Consider the following 17,207-nt stretch of genomic DNA (forward strand, 5'->3'; position numbering starts at 1 on the left):
TTGTATGTTTTGTGTCGGCGAAAACGGGCCGATCTCAGACCAACTCTGCGTCCGACATCACTTCGACCAATGCAGGCCCATCTACGGCCAATGCCTCAGCAACTGCACTTTCCAGATCATCTCGTTCGGTGACCTTTGTCCCATGGGCCCCGCAAAGTCGCGCGAATGCCGCGAACGACGGGTTTACCAAAGAGGTCTCCCACACTGGCCACTCGCCAGCGCGTTGTTCCTTGGAAATCTTCCCAAGCTCATCGTTGTGCAAAAGGATATGAGTGATATCCATCCCGTACTTCACGGCAGTCGTCAGCTCCATTGCGTACTGCCCAAAGCCGCCGTCTCCGGAAATCGAAATCACCTTACGGCCACGGAACGCCTCGAAATCCTGTGTGGCAGCCCAAGCCCCCATTGCGGCCGGAAGCGAGAACCCGATGGAGCCGAGATAACCTGACATCATGACCCGCTGACCCTTGGTTTCAAAATATCGCCCAAAGGAATAGGTGTTGTTTCCCACATCAACCGCGATAAGCGCGTCTTCCGGAACAAGCTTGGTAAGCGCGTCAAAGATGGCGACCGAATGGATGCCCTTGGAGCCTTCTTCTTTCAAACGGTTCTTCTTTTCGTCACGCCACATCCGCCAACGTTCGGCCAGATCGCTGATCTGATCCTCAGCGTCTGTCGGTCGCGTCAAACGCGGTGCAATGGCATCGCAGAAGGCGCTGATTTCGCCCCAGACAGGCAGCGTGACCGGATGGAACTTACCCAACTGCATCCGCTCGAAATCGACTTGTATGGTCGGTTTCTTCTTTTCGATACCGGTATGGTTGGAGAAGGACGCCCCCAGCACGATCTGAAGGTCGCATTCGTTCATGAACCAACTTGCAATTGGAGTTCCGGAGCGGCCCAGGACACCCGCCGCGTTCGGGTGGTTGTCGGGGATCAAGCCCTTGCCCTTGAAGGTTGTGACAACAGGCGCGCCAAGCGCTTCGGCCATTGCAATGATCTGGTCCCGTGCATCCCAGGCGCCATGGCCGATGATGATCATTGGGCGCTTCGAGTTTGAGATCAGGTCCAGCGCGGCGTCCAAGTCCGTGTCCGACGGTTTCACCACCGGCCCGCTGATGCGACCTTCTGGAGTTGCGGCCTCGGCATCGGATGGGATGGTCTGTACGTCGTCAGGAAAGATCAAATTTGCCACGTCGCGTTCAACAAGCGCTGTTTTCATGGCGAGCGAAACAAGCTCTGTGTGGTTCGACGAATGGAGCACCGGTTGCGAAAAGCGGCTGACCGCCTCAAAGGCTGATTTCAGGTCGATGTCCTGAAAGGCTCCGGGCCCAAACACTTGCGTCTGCACCTGGCCTGTCAACGCCAGAACCGGGGCACGATCTACCTTTGCATCCCACAACCCGGTCAGCAGGTTCGTGGCACCCGGCCCCGCAATCGCGAGGCAGGCGGCAGGCTTGCCGGTTAACTTTCCATAGGCCGATGCTGCGAAGGCGGCCGCCCCTTCGTGGCGAATGCCGACATAGGCCATTTCGCCATCCGCAACGCGTCGCCGGATTGCATCTGCCAATCCAAGGTTGGAATGGCCCACCATCCCGAAGACGCGCTTGAGGCCCCAATTTACCATGGTTTCGGCCATTGCGTCGGTCACGGTACGCTCATGGGGCGGCTCTGCCTCAAGCCCGACAAAAACCTCGCCGTCCCGCACTTCAACAGGATAGGTCTTCTGCCCCGTGTCCTCGTGTCCACCCGGAGGGGCACCCGTTAGCGGATCGAAGTCCCAGCCGTGCCAGGGGCAACGGATCCAACATTGGCCTTCTACGCCCTTTTCGATCGTACCCTCACCCAATGGGCCACCTTGGTGCGGGCAGCGATTGTCCATTGCAGCCCATTGGCCGTCGAAATGCGAAAGACAAAGGGAAGTGGTGCGTGCAGTAACGGTTTTCACACGTCCTTCAGGCAAATCCTCAACGTGACCAACCGAGATCCAGTCCAGTGTTTCATCAGTCATCGTGAGGCTCCTCGGTCGGTGTGAAAAAATCGAAGATTTTCTGCAAGATCGTGAGTGAAAGGAAAAGCGCGACGACCCAAATCAGCAGCTCATAGGGGGCAAGGTCGGTGCCGCGCAGCCATCGGGCTAGCAAACCGCCTTGTGGGCGCAAAGCCTCAATCCCGAACAGGCCTTCGCGGTCCCAAAGGCGAAGATCCCAGAACCGCGAGATGTAGTAGAACCACACACCAAGCGCAGCGCTTAGGCCAAGAAACAGAACGCGGCGGATCATTCGACCACCGTCACAGTGTCAGTATCCACGGTCAGAACAAGAAGATCGCCATGGCGTGACACATTGCCTTCAAGCGTCACATAGAGCCCAACATAATCCAAAAGGGCAGGTGGAGTTGTCTCCTCACCTTCGCCTGCAATCAGAAGAAAATCCTGACCCTCAATGGGCTGCGTGGTTACGAAAACCGGCGGTACGCCACCCAGCAGACACAGGTTTGCGCAAGCGCGATGGGCGATCCCACGACCAGGCCGCATGGCACCCGCCTCGCACTTGCCGTCGCAGATCTCGCCCGTGATTTCCCAGCGCCCCAGGGGCTCAGGCGCAGGAATGTCCGGCACAACACTCTGATCGTCGGCGGCGCGGAAGTTGTTGCCACCATTCAACTGCAACATATCCAGATCACCGCGTTGCAGAAGAATTCCGGTTGCTTGCACCAACTGCCCTTCCAAGGCGAGGGCACGGTCAACCGCGCCGTTTTTGCCTTGGCCGGACAACATCAGTGTATGACCTTCGGGGATGGCGTCGGTGCCTTGCGTCACATGAAGCACCGGCGAAGGTGTCATCTCCAAAACACCGATCACTGTTTGCGGCCCAAAGTCGAACCGCAACCGCCCTTCACCGGGATCATCCTGGGTCGATGCGATGGCATAACCCAGTACCCCCGCGCCCGCAAAAAGGACGAGGCAAGCCGCCAGGAGAAAAAGCCTCAACTCGGGTGGACACGGCAGATATCCCACGAAAAAGGGCCCGTCGCGATTGCTCATGGCATCACCTCTTGCGGAGCTGCAACCGGATCAACCGGAGTGCCGGGTTCATGTGCCACTGGGTCAACGAACACGTCATCGCCCTCCAAACGAAGCCGATAGGTCGGCACTTTCTCGGTGAACGGCGCAGGTGAACGCCCCGTTCGGACGTCATACTGGAACCCGTGCCAGGGGCAGGTAACAAGACAGTCGATAATCCGTCCCTCGCCCAATGGGCCATTTTGGTGTGCGCAGGCATTCGAGATCGCACTCAACTGGCCTTCGTGCCGGAAAACCGCAACGCGCTTACCGTCGGGCAAACGTGCCACAATTGCGCGTCCTTCGGCAATTTCTGAGGCTTGTCCAACCTTGACCCAGCCCCCCTATGGCGCGCGCATCGATCCGCCGTTCTCTCCATGCGGCGGTGATGTGCAATCCTGCAACCAAGAGCGCCCCAGCGCTGGCGACAACAGCCAGTGTTTCGTTGCCACGCGATTGGAACGCGCCGAGCGCAAGATGGCCGACGAGCGCGGCGTAGGCGGGGTAGATCAGAAAATGGATGGCCTTCCAGACGGGTGGCGTCAGAAATTTCAGCCAGAAATCATGGCTGGTTGCGGCAAGGATCAAAAGGCACAACAAGGCGAAGATGCCTAACGCCTCAAAAGGAAATCCTAATGCCTGAGCGTAGCTGGTATTGGCAAAAAGCACGGTCTCCCACCGTTCCGCTCCGTTGAAGAACGCGAAGTACCAGCCAAGGACAAAATAGGCATGGGTCAATGCAACGGCGGAAGTCATCACACCAAAATGGCGCCGGTTGTAAAGCAACGGCAAAAAGCGTCGGTCGAGGCGGGCGAGTGGCCCGATGCACAGGATCACGGTTAGCATCACAAACGCACAAGCTCCGAAAGCGCGCGCGTTCGCGATAGGCGGGTTCACTGGGAATTCATGGTTTAGCGCACCGGGTGCTGCGGAGATAAACACCCACAGGAACACCGCGATCCCGGCCAACATCACGGCATCATAGACCCATTTCGACGTGTTCCATTGTACGGGCGTATACTTGACGCTCATTCGCTCGCCTCAGGCGCTGAGAGCAGAGTTGGATGCAATTCAGCGGGCCACGTCTGCCGTATGCTGAACGCGATCAGAAGCGTTAAGACAATCAACACAGCCATGAATATGGCTGCCAGACCATGTGCTGTGCGAGGCGGGCTATACCTTGCTGCATGATTGGCGCGCCCGGTTTCCTCGCGCAGCCAGCGCCACAACACAAGCGGCCAGATCAGAAGGATTGCAGGGACCAGCAAAGGTCTGAAGGCGTAGGCACCGCGCGCGTCTTCGTCGATGCGATCAATGCCAATTGTCAGAAATCCCAGCGCGACGAGCGCACCGATCATGCAATACCCTTGGGCCAGCCAGATAAGTGTGGCCGCGATTGTCATGCCATCCCGCCATAGTTGACGCCGGACAAGTCAGCCATGTCTCTTTTCCAAGTGGTCAAGTCGTTGGAATTGAAGTCCAACAGATGCGAATGCCCGCATGCCCGCGCCATAACTTGCATCAATTCGACTGACGCGTTGAAGAAATTCGCAAGCTGCTGCGCGGATTTTTCCACGACAATGCGGCTGACCAGGTTGGGTTTTTGCGTGGCGATGCCCACGGGGCAATTGTTTGTGTGGCAAGCACGCATAGCCAGGCAGCCAATGGCTTGCATTGCAGAGTTTGATACAGCAATTGCATCTGCACCCAGGGCCATTGCCTTGATAAAGTCAGCTGGTTTGCGCAGGCCACCTGTAATGACGAGCGTCACGTCCCTGCGCTCCAATCGATCCAAATGCCGCCGTGCCCGCGCCAATGCCGGGATTGTGGGCACACTGATATTGTCGCGAAATAGGATTGGTGCCGCGCCGGTTCCGCCGCCACGTCCGTCGAGAATGATATAATCGACGCCGACCTCCAAAGCCGCGTCGATGTCCTTTTCGATGTGCTGCGCGCTCAATTTGTAACCGATTGGAATTCCGCCTGTGCGATCCCGGACTTCATCAGCGAAGTTCTTGATTTGCGCGGGTTCCGACCATTCCGGAAACCGTGCCGGAGAAATGGCGTCTTCGCCCTCTTTGATGCCACGAACTTCGGCAATCTTGCCTTTGTTCTTGGCACCAGGAAGATGCCCGCCCGTGCCGGTTTTCGCCCCCTGTCCTCCTTTGAAATGAAAGGCCTGAACGTGGTCAAGTTTGTCCCAATCGAAGCCAAACCGGGCTGACGCAAGCTCATAGAAGAAACGTGAATTCGCGGCTTGTTCTTCGGGCAGCATTCCGCCCTCGCCTGAGCAAATTCCGGTGCCTGCCATCTCGGCCCCCTGAGCCAACGCAATCTTGGCAGGTTCGGAAAGTGCGCCAAATGACATGTCGGACACAAAGAGCGGTATCTTCAGTCGCAGCGGTTTTTGTGCGTTCGGGCCAACCACAACATCCGTACCGACTGCGTCGTCTTCGAGAAGGGTGGTTTGTGAAGTTGGGCGGTTAGAAGCTGAATATCGTCCCAACTAGGAAGCTCATCTCGCGGCACCCCCATCGAGTCCATGACGCCATGATGGCCCGTCTTGGACAGCCCATCGCGTGCGTAGCGTTGGATGAGTGCGTTGTGGGGTTCTTCTGCCGTGCCGTGGGACGTGTCCGCATAAAGACCTAGATAGGCATCGCGGTTAAAGGGTTGCGGGTTGTCGTCGGCCCACGCGGCGATCTCCTCTTCATCGACAACGACGGCATCGCCCTCGATCCAGGACGTGAATTTCGGTAATTTCTCTTCATTGGCGTATTCGGAGACACCGGTGTCTAGTCGATAATCCCAATCATGCACCCCACAGATCAGGTTCTTTCCTCGAACGAAGCCGTCGGACATGAGCGCGCCTCGGTGAAGGCAGCGCCCGTAGAATACAGAAACCTCGTCGTCAAAACGCACCACAACCAAATCGACTTCTGCGACCAGCGCATATTGCGGGTCCCGGTCAGGCAAAGTGCCCAACTGCGCGACGACTGCTTTCTTCATACTGTGTCCCTCGGCGATTTTTCTGGGGAACATCCCTTTGTTCCAACTGCATCGTGCATGCCACGGGATCAGCCGTCCACCTGTATGCGGCTAACGGCTGATCACATTTATCGTTTTGGGCATTTAGGCTTGGCTCGGCAGCCAAAGCACAATCCCGGGGAACGCAACGAGCAATGCGATTGTGATCGCATCGGCAATAAAGAATGGCGTTACACCGCGAAACACGTCCTGAACGCTGAGATCATCGCGTACACCAGCCACAACAAAGCAGTTTAGGCCAATCGGTGGTGTGATCAGACAGAACTCCGCCATTTTAACCACAAGGATCCCGAACCACACAGCGCACATCGTCCCCGACATGCCGAAAGTGCTGTCGGCTGCGGACACGTCCAAGCCGCCGTTCAACGCCATGACCGCCGGGAAGACAACCGGCAGTGTCAGCAACAGCATCCCGATTGCATCCATGAACATGCCCAACACCGCATAGGCCAAGAGAATGCAAACGAGGATCAGCATAGGCGCCATCTCAAGGCTTGTGATCCAATCTGAGAACACGCCTGGAAGATCAGCGAACCCTAGGAAGCGCACGTAAATCAGCACGCCCCAAATGATCGAGAAAATCATAACGGATAGTTTCGCTGTTTCGATCAGGGCGCTCTTGAGCTCCGGCCAGCGCATGCCTTTGTAAAGAGCCATGCAGAAGACAATAAATGCTCCTATTGCGCCACCTTCGGTGGGTGTACCCCACGCGTCGCCGAACGGGTTGTAGACGAAGAAAATGATGATCACGACAACGGCAACGATCGGCAAGGCCGGGGAAGTGATGCGAAGCGTTGCCCCCATGTGAAGCCGGTAACAGGCGGGCCAAAGCCCTTGATGGTCAGCGCCATTCCGATAATCAAAAGCGCATAGACGAACGCCGAGAAGATGCCGGGAATGAACCCGGCCAGCAGCAACATGCCAACATCCTGTTCTACAATGATCGCGTAGATCACCAGGATCGCGGAGGGCGGGATCAGCGAGGCGAGCGTTCCACCGGCCGCAACGACACCCGCCGCAAAACGTTTGTCATATCCGACCTTCAACATTTCGGGAATCGCGATGCGCGCAAACACTGCCGCCGTCGCAACGGACGCGCCGGACACCGCCGCAAAGCCAGCAGTCGAGAAAACGGTCGAGACGGCAAGCCCGCCCGGAACCCAAGCGATCCAACGTTTCGCAGCCTCGAACAGCGCACGGGTCAGCCCCGCGTGATAGGCCAGAAAGCCGATCAGAATGAAGGTTGGTATCAGGCTGAGCGCTTGATTGGCGACCTTGGCATGGGGCACTTGCCCGGCAGTCTTCACGGCCACCTCAAGCGCCCACCAGATGTCGTCGCCACCGAAATCGCGCCTTGCCCAGTTGATCAGAAACAAGCCCACCAGACCGGCGATGGCCGTGGCATAGGCCACGCGCATACCAAGGAAAACCATCACCAGCATCCCGCCGGTGACCCAAAGACCGATTGTTGTGCTGTCCATCAGTCCCGCCCTGTCACTTGTTCCGCTTCTGCGGCAGCTTGTTCTTCGATGGTTGGCGTGAACGGTACGGCAGCCGGACGGTCGAGCCCCAGGAACAAGGCGCGTCCATACGCCCAGACTTGCAAGGCTGCGCGAAGTACCAACACTGCAAAAGCGACCACGACTGCAAGCTTCGCAGGCCAGATCGGCAGGTTTATGTCGATAGAGCTATCGCGCGACCAGTTGGGGCGGGAGAAATCAAACGAGCGGTCAAAATGCGCCCATGCGCCCCAAAGCAGAAGCGCGATCAGCAGGAAGATCATGATCGTCATGACTAGTTCGACCGCCCAAAGCGCGCGTCCCTTGAAGAAACCGATCACGATATCCATGCGAATATGGGCGCCTGAACGTTGGACGTAAGAAATGCCGAAAATGGCAATGAACGGCATCGCCATCTCGATCCAGTCCACGTAGCCGCGCAGGGGAGAGCCGAAAAATTCGCGCCCGCCGACGGAGAAAACGGCGAGAAACATCAAACCGAAGGTGAATAGCCCGCTTACGACGATCATCGCCGTCTCAACGGGAAGGAGCATGCGGTCCAAACGGCTGACGAGACTGTCATCCGTGAGTACCGAGGAGGCACTGGCCATGATAAATGTATCCCGAAATTGGGACGGCCCCGACGGTGAGGGTCGGGGCCGTCTTGGGGCTTAGTTGCCCTGTGCTTCGGCGAGGGTGGACAGAACCAGATCGTAGAGTTCCTGGGCCGGCAGCCCCTGAGCATCCATTTCCTCGATCCACGCGGCGTGAAGCGGTGTGGCAGCTTCGCGGAAGGCATCCAGCTCAGCTTGCGGCATCTCGACCCGTGCAACCTCGTTCTCTTCCAAGACACCATCCCAGCGCTCGATCAGTTCGGCGTAGTTGGCAAGGTAATGGTCAAGCGCTTCGCCCACGGCACCGTCCAGTGCGGCGCGGTGTTCGTCGGACAGGTCCTCATAGGCGTCAATGTTTACGACGACGGGGCAATTCACGGTGCCTGGGTTGAGGTTGGCAGTCCACCAATCGGCTTCGTTGATCGTGCCGAAAGATAGGTGCGCGTGCTGCGCGAAAGCGACTGTGTCGACGACACCGCCTTGCATGGCCTGAAACGCTTCTGTCGCGGTCACAGATGTCGGCACACCGCCCACGGCCTCAAATGCACGACCAAGACCGCCAGTCGCGCGCACACGCATACCGTCAAAATCTGCAAGCGTTGCAGGCGGCTCACCCGTGCCGACGAGGTTGTATTGCGGCATGGGCGAGGTCATCAAAAGCATCGCGTTCCACTGCGCCATTTCCTCGGCCACGGCGGGGTGGTTGTAGACGGCGGTTGCGACGGCAACTTCTTCCTCAAGCGTGTTCACGCCGAGAAACGGCAGTTCCAGAACAGTAATCGCCCGGTTCTTGTCGGCGTGGTAGCCCGCGCAGAACTGCGCCATTTCGAACGCACCGATGGAAATGCCATCAAGGTTTTCGCGGTTCGAACTCAGACCACCATACGAAATGTTCAGCGTGAATTCACCACCCGTGCGTTCATCCAGCAGCTCGGCCAAACGCTCGACATGCTCCGTGAAGGCGCGGCGCTGACCCCACAGGGATACGTTCCATTCAACGGCGAAGGCCTCGGAACCAATAGTGATGGCAAGGGTTGCGAGAGCCGTGCGGCTCAGAAGCTTTTGCATGATGTCCTCCCTAGATGTCATGCGATCAAGTTGTGACGCGAAGTATGCGGCCTGTTTCAGGCTCTGTTTATGAAGAAATCCGCGCCGCGTCGGCGTTGTGCCCTGCGGATTTCCGCAAAGCTATAGCAGAGCGTCCTTGTCGAGGCCAAGTTTCACGATTTTTTCGTTCAGGGTCCTACGACCAATGCCAAGCGCCTCGGCCACCTCATCCATTCGCCCGGCATGTGCGGTTATAGATTTTGCGATCATCTCGCGCTCCAGTTCCGCAACAGCCGTACGCAGCGACTCTTGCTTGGGTTTCCCATCAAGCCCGGGTTCAATCGCAAGCGCCAGGCTTCCTGTGCCTCTACGCGCTGCCAGAACCCTGCGTTCCGCAACCGCACGAAGTTCTCGAACATTGCCGGGCCAGTCATGCGCAAGGGCTGCGGCAAGATCGTCGGGTGTCAATTCAGGTGTCGCTACATCATACACAAGAGACAGCTGATCGATAAAATGAGTAAGCAATGGCCGGAGATCCTCCTGCCGAAGGCGCAGCGGCGGAATTTCAAGCGCAAAAGTATTTAGTCGGTAAAGTAGATCGCCGCGAAACCGCCCACTCGCAACGGCATCCGCAACGTCCTCGTTGGTCGCGGAAATCACTCTGAGGTTGACGGGGACAGGCGCGCTCGTGCCTTCCGGCGTGACTGCACCGTCCTCCAGAACACGCAGAAACTGCGCCTGAACATCCGGTGGGCATGCACAAACCTCATCAAGAAATAGCGTGCCCCCATCTGCTTGCAGAATGCGCCCGTTCGAGTGCCCGTCAGCGCCGAACATCTCGGCCACAAACGTATCGGCCGAAAGCAGCGCGCAATTGATGGCGACAAATGGTCTGTCGGGCGACGGACCAAGATCGTGCAAGGCGCGTGCCACCACATCCTTGCCCGTACCCGTTTCGCCTGTAATCAAAACGGGTGCGGCGGTGTCCGCCATATCTGCGATGTCGGCCCGCAACGCGCGGAGCGCGGGAGAATTCCCCACGAGAATGCGATCCAAACCGGACATTTGCACAAGTCGTTGGCGCAGCCGACTGTTGCTGTTGCGCATCCGTGTCCGTTCTGCGGCATGACGCAGAATGTTTAGTAAGCGGCGGGGTTCGTAGGGCTTTTCGACGAAAGAATATGCCCCGTTTTGCATCGCTTCCACAGCCATGGGAATATCGCCATGCGCCGTCACCAGCACAACAGGTATGGTGCGCGGCGATTCCACGGCGGCTAGCAAATCCAGGCCGGACATTCCCGGCATACGGACATCGGTTAGCACAACGTCTGCATTGAACTCATCCAGGGCTTGCAAGGCGAGATCTGCACGGGGCAAATCCCTGACACGCCACCCATCCGCTTCAAGCAAATCCACAACAGATTGGCGCATCGCCCGATCATCCTCGACCACCAGTGCCCGGAGCGGAGTGTCAGACGTCATTGGGCCGCAACTTCCTTGATCGTTCGTTCCGCAAGCACCATTCGGAACACAGCGCCAGGGTTTCCTTGGCGGTTGCGTGCTTCAAGCTTTCCACCGTGGTCGTCCATGATGCCCGATGAAATCGCCAAGCCCAAGCCCATGCCCTGACCGCTGGCCCGAGTTGTGACAAACGGTTCGCGAAGCTCGGCCAAGGTCGCTTCTCCCAAGCCGCTGCCCGTGTCTGATACTTCAACCCAAACCTTGCCATCACCGACCCCGTAGCTGACCAGAAGTGTTGGCGTTTCAGCCTCTTCCATCGCGTCAACTGCATTCCGCAGAATGTTGATCAGAACCTGCTCAAGGCGCAGACGTGCGCCGCGGACGATGATTGGAAGACCGGGCTTATCGTGCACAACAGCGACTTTTAACGCGTCTAGGCTTGGCACCATCAACTCAAGTGCTGCATCTACACAGTCCCTCAGGTCAATGTCTTCGAATGGCTCGACGCGCGGTCTCGCAAAGAACTTCAACTGCCGCGTGATCCCTTCCATCCGATCAACCAGCCCACCAATTGTTTGTGTCAGCTTGCCGGAACTGTGCTTGATTTCGTGGGCCGCGAGTTGATTGCGCATTGCTGCTATGGGTTGGCCCAGTTCATGAGTGACCGAGGCCGACAATTGCCCAAGAGCGGCCAATCGGCTTGCACGCTCCAGCTCGCCCCGTGTCTCTTCAAGCCGTTGTTCGGCGCGACGACGCTCTTCGATTTCCTGCGCCAACGCAGCGTTGGCGCGTCTTAGCTGTGCTTCCTCTTCCTCTGAACGTTTCAGTGCCTGACCCAACCGTTGGCTCCGTTGAAATTGTGCCAGAAAAAGACCCAATCCGGAGATCGCAAGAAAAGCGCCTGTAGCGAGCCATGCGCGCAATACCGCACTGTCGTTGCGACGCAGGTAGTGAAGTCGCCAGCTATGCGGAAGGCCAGCGCTCACAACATGAAGTCGCCATGAACCGTTGATTTCGGCCCATCGCGCGTCCTCGTCCGCGCTCCAGTTTAGCGCCTCCAGGACTTGCCCGGGGAATTGCCGCGCCGTTTCGATCCGCGAACGTTCCTCCTGCGAAAGCGGGTCTAGCGCGCGGTAGCGCCACATCGGATCCGACGCCAACAAGACAACGTCATGCCGGTCTGTCAGAAAGACCTGCTCTCCCGCATCTCGCCAAGCCTGTTCAAACGGGGCCAAACTCAGCTTCAATGCGACAACGCCTATGACCTCTCCGGCGTCGTTTCGGACAGGATCTGCGATGAAGTAGCCCGGAAGGCCGGTTGTGGCACCAATGCCATAGAACGTTCCGGTCTCTCCGTTTAGTGCTGTCTGGAAATAGGGCCGAAACGCGTAGGACTGACCCACAAAGCCGCCGGCATCTTCTACGTTAGAAGCCGCGATTGTGAGGCCGTCAGGTTCCATCAAGTATATGGCGTCCAGACCGGCCGCGCTCGCAAACACGGCAAGACGCGCATTCAAGGTTGCTAGTCCGTCGCCCTGGAGACCTGAAATGACGAACGGATCAACGGCGAGCACTTGCGTGAGATGCTCAAAGCGCTCGACTTCCGATAGAACCGTACTGTGATACAGCGACATCCTTGCTTCTGCGCGCTGAAGCTCTTGTGCTGTGAAATATCGGTAAGTCCCAACCCAAACACCAACGGCGACGCAAAGCGATAGAGCCACGAACAGCAGTGTTGCCGCCCCTCGCCGCGCAGGCTTGGCATTGTGGAAGGCGCTGAGCTTCACGGGATACTCTTTTCCGACACATTCGCACGGCTCGAAAACCTAGCCAAGAAAGACACATCCGCCGCTGCGGCCATCATTCCACCCTGTTCCACGTCTGGCCGCCACATATGACACCACCCAGGACACAACCTGACACCCTTAGTTGATCCGCACCACGAAATCGCATTCGAGAGTGATAGATGCGGCCAGTTTCAACGTCGAGCAGTGTTCCTCCTGCATATTGTGCACCATCCCAAACCATGTCTTGGATCAGAACGGTTCCGAAGAATTGAGGGTCGACGTTTTCTCCGCCACCATCGACGAGTGTGCCGCAATAATGCGTGCCGCAGGGGGCAAAGCTTACAAACCCCCAGGATCCATCACGCGCCCCGGTTTGCCAAAGACCGTCCAAGGAATGTGGCGGCGATGCAGTTTGCGCGAAGGCGGCCTGCAGCTGGAGCAATAGCAGCAACAATGACAGACAGAGGCGGTTCATATTGCGCCCATAGGCGCGGCAGATGGAACCGTGATTGCCACGCAAGTCACGTCTGGCCCGCAATCTGGCGTGCTAACCTGAAGGCCGGCTCGCTTTGCCTGCTCTTCGACGATCGCGAGGCCCAATCCGCTCCCCTTTGAGGCTTCGCCCTTTTGCCATTCCTTGTGCGAAAGATCCGCGCCGCCGGGGTTGCCAATTGTGAAAACGTACCCGTCCGACATTGAAATCCCATTCACCGTAACCTCGCCCGGTGTCCCATGAGCGATTGCATTGGACATCACATTGCAAAGAATGCGCATCAGCGCGAGCGGCTGGGTTGTCAACGCCGATGGGGCAATTGCCATTGCAAGGCGAAGATCGCGCTTCTCCGCATCACCTTCGAACATGCGCTTCAATGTTTCGCCAATCTGCTCGGCCTGGACCTCTTCGTGGCCCTCCGCAGTGATCCGTTCTTGTCTGGCCAGGGGTCGCGCATCACTCGCCGCCTCCTCAATGTAGCTTGAGGCCAACTCGTCGAGGTAGTCCAACGAGTGCTGCAAATGGTCTTTTGTTTCGCTTGGCATGTCTCGTGACAGTGACGCGAACGAAGTTCTGAGCGAAGATAGCGGCTGGCGAATGTCATGGGACGCCGTGGCCAAACGCATATTCCTGATATGTGCCACCTCAACTGCGGCTCGGTGGTTTTCCTGAGCGATCAACAGCTCCTCGTTAATGCGCGCCTTCTCTTCAGCTCGTTCGAGCGCTTCTTGCACGACAAGCTCCCGGTCAGATTTGAGGATGAAGATGTTCCGTATGAAAAGCGCCCCAAATCCAACCGTGATCGCCGCAATCAGAAAACGGTTGATCGCGACTGTCAGCTCCACGCCATCAAACCCGCCTGCGATCATGAATGATCCACCGATCAACACGCATGTCAAAAGCACCCAAATCAAATTTCGGATGATCGTGTCGTACCCCCCTCGCAATTTCGAGAAGGTAGAAACGGGCACGAAGTGCGCCACGGCCACTGAACACCCCGACAAGCTGAACAACAGGTACTGAAGATCTTGGGCCGCTTCCCGTCCCAAAAGCCATAGTGCCCAAATCCCAACAGCGCAGACCCGGTACGGCATTCTTAAATTGGCCCATTTGTGATCTCGCGGAATGGTTTGGGCAGCCACCAGAAAATTGACAGATAGCATTGCATAACCGCCAAGGATCAATTCTGCAGAAGAGACCTCAATGCCGGACCAGGCGATGCCTGTGATGTTTTGCTCGAACAAAGCAATGTAGATCAATCCAAGCAGGACAAGAACTGTGTATGCCGACCAGATCCACTGTCTGAGTGAGACCGCGATTGCGATCAGGACTCCCAAAGCGGATAGGTTTCCCAGAAAGAAGGCAGCCGCAGAAACCGCGCCCTGTGCCGCCTCAGCCAGAGTCTGTGGCGGCATGTCGAAGGTCACAGGGCCTACCGGTGGAGCGACTGAAACCGCGCATGCTAAAATTGCTGCGCCTGAGATTTTATTCAGCTTTGTCATAGGACTCCCGTCCTATACGATTTTGACAAATTCGCACGATCCGTTTGCAACAGGGCCGAACGACGATGAAACGCTATACTGCAATGCTTGCGGATGATCACAGGATTGTTCGAATGGGGCTCAGGGCTGCGATCGAACATGGTGAGATAGTTCACGATACGCCGATCGATATTGTGGCTGAAGCCGAGGATGGTCTCCAAGCCATCGAAGCCGTTAAGGCGCACCGTCCTGATCTGTTGATCCTTGATGTGTCTATGCCGGTGGCTTCTGGGGCCGAGATTGTTGTGGACATTCAGCGTTGGAGCCCTGACACAAAGATCGTTGTCTACTCTGCGGTGACGTCGCCCGGGTTGTTGGCGCATTTGATTGAAGCGGGCGTTCACGGCTTGTTTGCAAAAGGCTCTGATGCGTCTTTGATGCTTGATGCCTTGCCGCTGATTTTGCGAGGCGGGTCCAAAGTTGACCCCTCGATCCTCGATATTGTTCGCGAGGCGCCGGAACCTGCGGTTTTGACGGCACGCGAACGTCAGACACTCAACATGGTCCTTGCGGGGCGAACCAATGCCGAAGTTGCTGAGATGATGGGGATCAGCCCCAAAACTGCGGAGAAACACCGTGCCAGCATGATGGCGAAGCTGGATGTTCGGAGCCTGTCCGAGCTGATGGCCAAAGCCTTGAAGGACGGCCTGATCGAGCAACATGGTTTGATGTAAGGGCAAAGGACGGCTCCTGAATTTCACCCATCAGACCTATCCTTCGTTGCAAGTGGATCATATGGGAGTCCTCCCCATACGACGCAGATCCGATTGCAGATAGGTATGGTGTACCGGGCGCTGAGCCCGACCACATCAAGCCAAACTGACTATCGTGGAACCTCAAAAACGATGCCGCAATCCAGTCGCGGCTGTCCCAAGACCGGTCGCAGCGATCCTTTATTTGGCGATCCAAGTTTCGTCTGGCGCTAAGCCGGACGTTCCCTGCCCGCCGCGCGCTCCGGGGTGGCGGGCAGGGCCCTAAACTCCACCCATTTCACAAATCAGGGCTTTGACGTCCTCAACGCCCTGCCGCGATTTGAGAGACGCAAAGACAGTGGCCCGGTCCGGACGCATTCTTTTGGAATCTCGATCCATGACCGACAAATCAGCCCCGACATGTGGTGCCAGGTCCGTCTTGTTAATCACCAAAACGTCCGACCTTGTGATCGCTGGCCCACCTTTTCGCGGGATTTCTTCGCCTGCGGCCACGTCAATCACATAGATTGTGAAGTCCGCGAGTTCAGGACTGAACGTGGCTGACAAATTGTCACCGCCGCTTTCGATTAGAACCAGATCAAGGTCTGGGTGGCGTTCGGACATCTCGGCAACCGCGGCAAGATTGATGGATGCGTCTTCGCGAATTGCGGTGTGCGGGCATCCACCGGTCTCCACGCCGAGGATTCGATCCGAAGGGAGGATCTGCATCCGCATGAGCGCCTCCGCATCTTCCTGTGTGTAGATATCATTTGTGATAGCGGCGATCGAATGCGTATCCTTGAATACTTCACACAAAGCTGCTGTCAGCGTTGTTTTTCCTGCGCCCACGGGACCGCCTATTCCCACACGCAACGGGCCATTCGGGCTGGTCATGTTCTGAATATCCTTGAGTATTGGGATTCATGCCGCATCGATGCGATGTCGCCAATAAATGCGGATGAGGTCAGGACAGAAAGATCTCCGTCAGAGGCTTCCTGGGCAATCTCACAGCATAATTTGGTCAGGTCGCGAAGTATTTTTTGCGCCTCGGTCTGGCCGATCGGGGCAAGCCGTTGTGCGCAAGATATCAGGTTCGACAGCGTCGCCTGGGTTGCCATGCGGAGTGTGAGGTCCAGGGGTAATTCCTGCAACTTGGCAGCGCGCCCCAGCGCAACTGGATAGGTTAGCGAGGCAGGCTCTTGCTTCCAAATCTCATCGGTCACCAACCCAAACGCGGCCCCAATCTGAACCGTTTCCAGCGCACGTTCTTTTGAAGCTGCAAAAGCGCGAACTTTAGCATCGACCTTGGCCACGTCATCGCTGGTTTCTGCGTGCCATGCCGCTGCGATGAAACGTGCATCGCTTGCCCCGGCTCCAAACCGCAAGATATCCTCCAGCCATGCGCGCAGAGTGTTGGCATCCCGGACATAGCCATCCTCAACCAACGACTCCAAGCCATGGCTATAGGCAAAGGCACCGACCGGATAAGCGGGCGAAAGCCATTGGGTCAGTGTCAGAATTTGGTTTTCAGTGGTCATGGCTGTGCGTTCTTCCATGCCCGTAGGCACCACCTTCCGGGGTGAACGGTTCGTGCACGTCGCGTAGGCATGCACCAAGCTTTTCCAACATGTCCCGGATCACATGGTCGGGTCGGATCAATAGCCGATCCTCTTCGATCTGACATGGCATATGGCGATTGCCGATATGCCAGGCCAGTCGCGTCGTGTCGCCGGTCACTTCAAGCAGATCCTCTGGTGCCGCGACCACTTCGATCAATCGCCCATCTTCGAGCTTAAATGCGTCGCCATGGTTAAGGCTTGTGGTTTGCGCCAGGTCAACAAGAAAGCGTTCCCCCTCGTCCGAAGTCAGAACCTTCCGGCGGAGAAAACGCGCGTCGTAATCGAGGGTGACGCGGCCCGAACCGCCATGCGAATGAGTGATGCTATGACTTTTGATCATGG

At 57.2% G+C, this 17,207-nt stretch carries 18 protein-coding genes and 1 pseudogene; 1 reads left to right on the forward strand and 18 read right to left on the reverse strand.

The genetic code is table 11. The features are described 5' to 3' along the window. Positions 1 to 34: 34 nt before the first annotated feature. The 15 genes and pseudogenes from ACZ1HK_RS14815 to ACZ1HK_RS14885 all read right to left on the reverse strand — a co-directional run bounded on the left by ACZ1HK_RS14815 (position 35) and on the right by ACZ1HK_RS14885 (position 14,428). A complete protein-coding gene (locus ACZ1HK_RS14815) occupies positions 35 to 2,011 on the reverse strand; it encodes a thiamine pyrophosphate-binding protein (protein WP_472629342.1) in 1,977 nt (658 codons plus the stop codon). Further along, positions 2,004 to 2,282, reverse strand: coding sequence for a hypothetical protein (locus ACZ1HK_RS14820; RefSeq protein WP_472629343.1), 279 nt, complete (start codon positions 2,280 to 2,282; stop codon positions 2,004 to 2,006). The genes ACZ1HK_RS14815 and ACZ1HK_RS14820 overlap by 8 nt, the downstream gene beginning before the upstream one ends. Continuing rightward, positions 2,279 to 3,046: a hypothetical protein gene (locus tag ACZ1HK_RS14825; RefSeq protein WP_472629344.1), complete on the reverse strand. Its 768-nt coding sequence runs from the start codon at positions 3,044 to 3,046 to the stop codon at positions 2,279 to 2,281. Before ACZ1HK_RS14825 ends, ACZ1HK_RS14820 begins: the two co-directional genes overlap by 4 nt. Then, positions 3,043 to 3,354 (reverse strand): Rieske (2Fe-2S) protein, encoded by a 312-nt coding sequence (locus ACZ1HK_RS14830; RefSeq protein ID WP_472629345.1) that lies wholly within the window; start codon positions 3,352 to 3,354, stop codon positions 3,043 to 3,045. The genes ACZ1HK_RS14825 and ACZ1HK_RS14830 overlap by 4 nt, the downstream gene beginning before the upstream one ends. Then, a complete protein-coding gene (locus ACZ1HK_RS14835; protein WP_472629346.1) occupies positions 3,332 to 4,096 on the reverse strand; it encodes a ferric reductase-like transmembrane domain-containing protein in 765 nt (254 codons plus the stop codon). The genes ACZ1HK_RS14830 and ACZ1HK_RS14835 overlap by 23 nt, the downstream gene beginning before the upstream one ends. Next, positions 4,093 to 4,467: a hypothetical protein gene (locus ACZ1HK_RS14840; protein ID WP_472629347.1), complete on the reverse strand. Its 375-nt coding sequence runs from the start codon at positions 4,465 to 4,467 to the stop codon at positions 4,093 to 4,095. Before ACZ1HK_RS14840 ends, ACZ1HK_RS14835 begins: the two co-directional genes overlap by 4 nt. Next, positions 4,464 to 5,492, reverse strand: coding sequence for an FMN-binding glutamate synthase family protein (locus ACZ1HK_RS14845; RefSeq protein WP_472629348.1), 1,029 nt, complete (start codon positions 5,490 to 5,492; stop codon positions 4,464 to 4,466). Before ACZ1HK_RS14845 ends, ACZ1HK_RS14840 begins: the two co-directional genes overlap by 4 nt. Beyond that, positions 5,456 to 6,073, reverse strand: coding sequence for a Rieske (2Fe-2S) protein (locus ACZ1HK_RS14850; RefSeq protein ID WP_472629349.1), 618 nt, complete (start codon positions 6,071 to 6,073; stop codon positions 5,456 to 5,458). Before ACZ1HK_RS14850 ends, ACZ1HK_RS14845 begins: the two co-directional genes overlap by 37 nt. A 123-nt stretch (positions 6,074 to 6,196) precedes the next feature. Next, positions 6,197 to 7,593, reverse strand: a pseudogene (locus ACZ1HK_RS14855) (TRAP transporter large permease). After that, on the reverse strand, positions 7,593 to 8,222 hold the full coding sequence (locus tag ACZ1HK_RS14860) for a TRAP transporter small permease subunit (protein ID WP_472629350.1): 630 nt from the start codon (positions 8,220 to 8,222) through the stop codon (positions 7,593 to 7,595). Before ACZ1HK_RS14860 ends, ACZ1HK_RS14855 begins: the two are co-directional and overlap by 1 nt. A gap of 60 nt (positions 8,223 to 8,282) precedes the next feature. Beyond that, the gene (locus ACZ1HK_RS14865) at positions 8,283 to 9,293 is read right to left on the reverse strand and encodes a C4-dicarboxylate TRAP transporter substrate-binding protein (protein WP_472629351.1); all 1,011 of its coding nucleotides are present in this window, start codon (positions 9,291 to 9,293) and stop codon (positions 8,283 to 8,285) included. A 120-nt stretch (positions 9,294 to 9,413) separates the two neighbouring features. Continuing rightward, a complete protein-coding gene (locus tag ACZ1HK_RS14870; protein ID WP_472629352.1) occupies positions 9,414 to 10,754 on the reverse strand; it encodes a sigma-54-dependent transcriptional regulator in 1,341 nt (446 codons plus the stop codon). Further along, entirely contained in the window at positions 10,751 to 12,520 is a 1,770-nt protein-coding gene (locus ACZ1HK_RS14875; protein ID WP_472629353.1) for a sensor histidine kinase, read from the reverse strand. The genes ACZ1HK_RS14870 and ACZ1HK_RS14875 overlap by 4 nt, the downstream gene beginning before the upstream one ends. Before the next feature lie 73 nt (positions 12,521 to 12,593). Further along, on the reverse strand, positions 12,594 to 12,995 hold the full coding sequence (locus ACZ1HK_RS14880; RefSeq protein WP_472629354.1) for a DUF2147 domain-containing protein: 402 nt from the start codon (positions 12,993 to 12,995) through the stop codon (positions 12,594 to 12,596). Next, entirely contained in the window at positions 12,992 to 14,428 is a 1,437-nt protein-coding gene (locus tag ACZ1HK_RS14885) for a sensor histidine kinase (protein ID WP_472629355.1), read from the reverse strand. Before ACZ1HK_RS14885 ends, ACZ1HK_RS14880 begins: the two co-directional genes overlap by 4 nt. A gap of 152 nt (positions 14,429 to 14,580) precedes the next feature. On the opposite strand from ACZ1HK_RS14885, the gene ACZ1HK_RS14890 reads away from it, so the two are divergent. Continuing rightward, positions 14,581 to 15,228 (forward strand): response regulator, encoded by a 648-nt coding sequence (locus tag ACZ1HK_RS14890; protein ID WP_472629356.1) that lies wholly within the window; start codon positions 14,581 to 14,583, stop codon positions 15,226 to 15,228. Between the two features lie 300 nt (positions 15,229 to 15,528). Here ACZ1HK_RS14890 and ureG read toward each other — a convergent pair whose 3' ends face one another. The 3 genes from ureG to ureE are packed head-to-tail and all read right to left on the reverse strand — an operon-like array spanning position 15,529 to position 17,205. Next, positions 15,529 to 16,140: an urease accessory protein UreG gene (gene ureG / locus ACZ1HK_RS14895; protein ID WP_472629357.1), complete on the reverse strand. Its 612-nt coding sequence runs from the start codon at positions 16,138 to 16,140 to the stop codon at positions 15,529 to 15,531. Continuing rightward, positions 16,137 to 16,784 carry an urease accessory protein UreF gene (locus ACZ1HK_RS14900; protein WP_472629358.1) on the reverse strand — a complete coding sequence of 216 codons (648 nt, stop codon included), beginning with the start codon at positions 16,782 to 16,784 and terminating at the stop codon, positions 16,137 to 16,139. The genes ureG and ACZ1HK_RS14900 overlap by 4 nt, the downstream gene beginning before the upstream one ends. Next, positions 16,774 to 17,205, reverse strand: a complete 432-nt coding sequence (ureE, locus tag ACZ1HK_RS14905) for an urease accessory protein UreE (RefSeq protein WP_472629359.1) — start codon at positions 17,203 to 17,205, stop codon at positions 16,774 to 16,776. The genes ACZ1HK_RS14900 and ureE overlap by 11 nt, the downstream gene beginning before the upstream one ends. Between the last annotated feature and the right edge of the window lie 2 nt (positions 17,206 to 17,207).

It is taken from the genome of Gymnodinialimonas sp. JB5-7 (assembly GCF_055693405.1).

What these genes read in the sequence shown, in the direction of transcription:
- ACZ1HK_RS14815 (WP_472629342.1), bottom strand. Translation starts at nt 2,011, where the DNA reads ATGACTGATGAAACACTGGACTGGATCTCGGTTGGTCACGTTGAGGAT.
- ACZ1HK_RS14820 (WP_472629343.1), bottom strand. Translation starts at nt 2,282, where the DNA reads ATGATCCGCCGCGTTCTGTTTCTTGGCCTAAGCGCTGCGCTTGGTGTG.
- ACZ1HK_RS14825 (WP_472629344.1), bottom strand. Translation starts at nt 3,046, where the DNA reads ATGAGCAATCGCGACGGGCCCTTTTTCGTGGGATATCTGCCGTGTCCA.
- ACZ1HK_RS14835 (WP_472629346.1), bottom strand. Translation starts at nt 4,096, where the DNA reads ATGAGCGTCAAGTATACGCCCGTACAATGGAACACGTCGAAATGGGTC.
- ACZ1HK_RS14840 (WP_472629347.1), bottom strand. Translation starts at nt 4,467, where the DNA reads ATGACAATCGCGGCCACACTTATCTGGCTGGCCCAAGGGTATTGCATG.
- ACZ1HK_RS14850 (WP_472629349.1), bottom strand. Translation starts at nt 6,073, where the DNA reads ATGAAGAAAGCAGTCGTCGCGCAGTTGGGCACTTTGCCTGACCGGGAC.
- ACZ1HK_RS14860 (WP_472629350.1), bottom strand. Translation starts at nt 8,222, where the DNA reads ATGGCCAGTGCCTCCTCGGTACTCACGGATGACAGTCTCGTCAGCCGT.
- ACZ1HK_RS14865 (WP_472629351.1), bottom strand. Translation starts at nt 9,293, where the DNA reads ATGCAAAAGCTTCTGAGCCGCACGGCTCTCGCAACCCTTGCCATCACT.
- ACZ1HK_RS14870 (WP_472629352.1), bottom strand. Translation starts at nt 10,754, where the DNA reads ATGACGTCTGACACTCCGCTCCGGGCACTGGTGGTCGAGGATGATCGG.
- ACZ1HK_RS14880 (WP_472629354.1), bottom strand. Translation starts at nt 12,995, where the DNA reads ATGAACCGCCTCTGTCTGTCATTGTTGCTGCTATTGCTCCAGCTGCAG.
- ACZ1HK_RS14885 (WP_472629355.1), bottom strand. Translation starts at nt 14,428, where the DNA reads ATGCCGCCACAGACTCTGGCTGAGGCGGCACAGGGCGCGGTTTCTGCG.
- ACZ1HK_RS14890 (WP_472629356.1), top strand. Translation starts at nt 14,581, where the DNA reads ATGAAACGCTATACTGCAATGCTTGCGGATGATCACAGGATTGTTCGA.
- ureG (WP_472629357.1), bottom strand. Translation starts at nt 16,140, where the DNA reads ATGACCAGCCCGAATGGCCCGTTGCGTGTGGGAATAGGCGGTCCCGTG.
- ACZ1HK_RS14900 (WP_472629358.1), bottom strand. Translation starts at nt 16,784, where the DNA reads ATGACCACTGAAAACCAAATTCTGACACTGACCCAATGGCTTTCGCCC.
- ureE (WP_472629359.1), bottom strand. Translation starts at nt 17,205, where the DNA reads ATGATCAAAAGTCATAGCATCACTCATTCGCATGGCGGTTCGGGCCGC.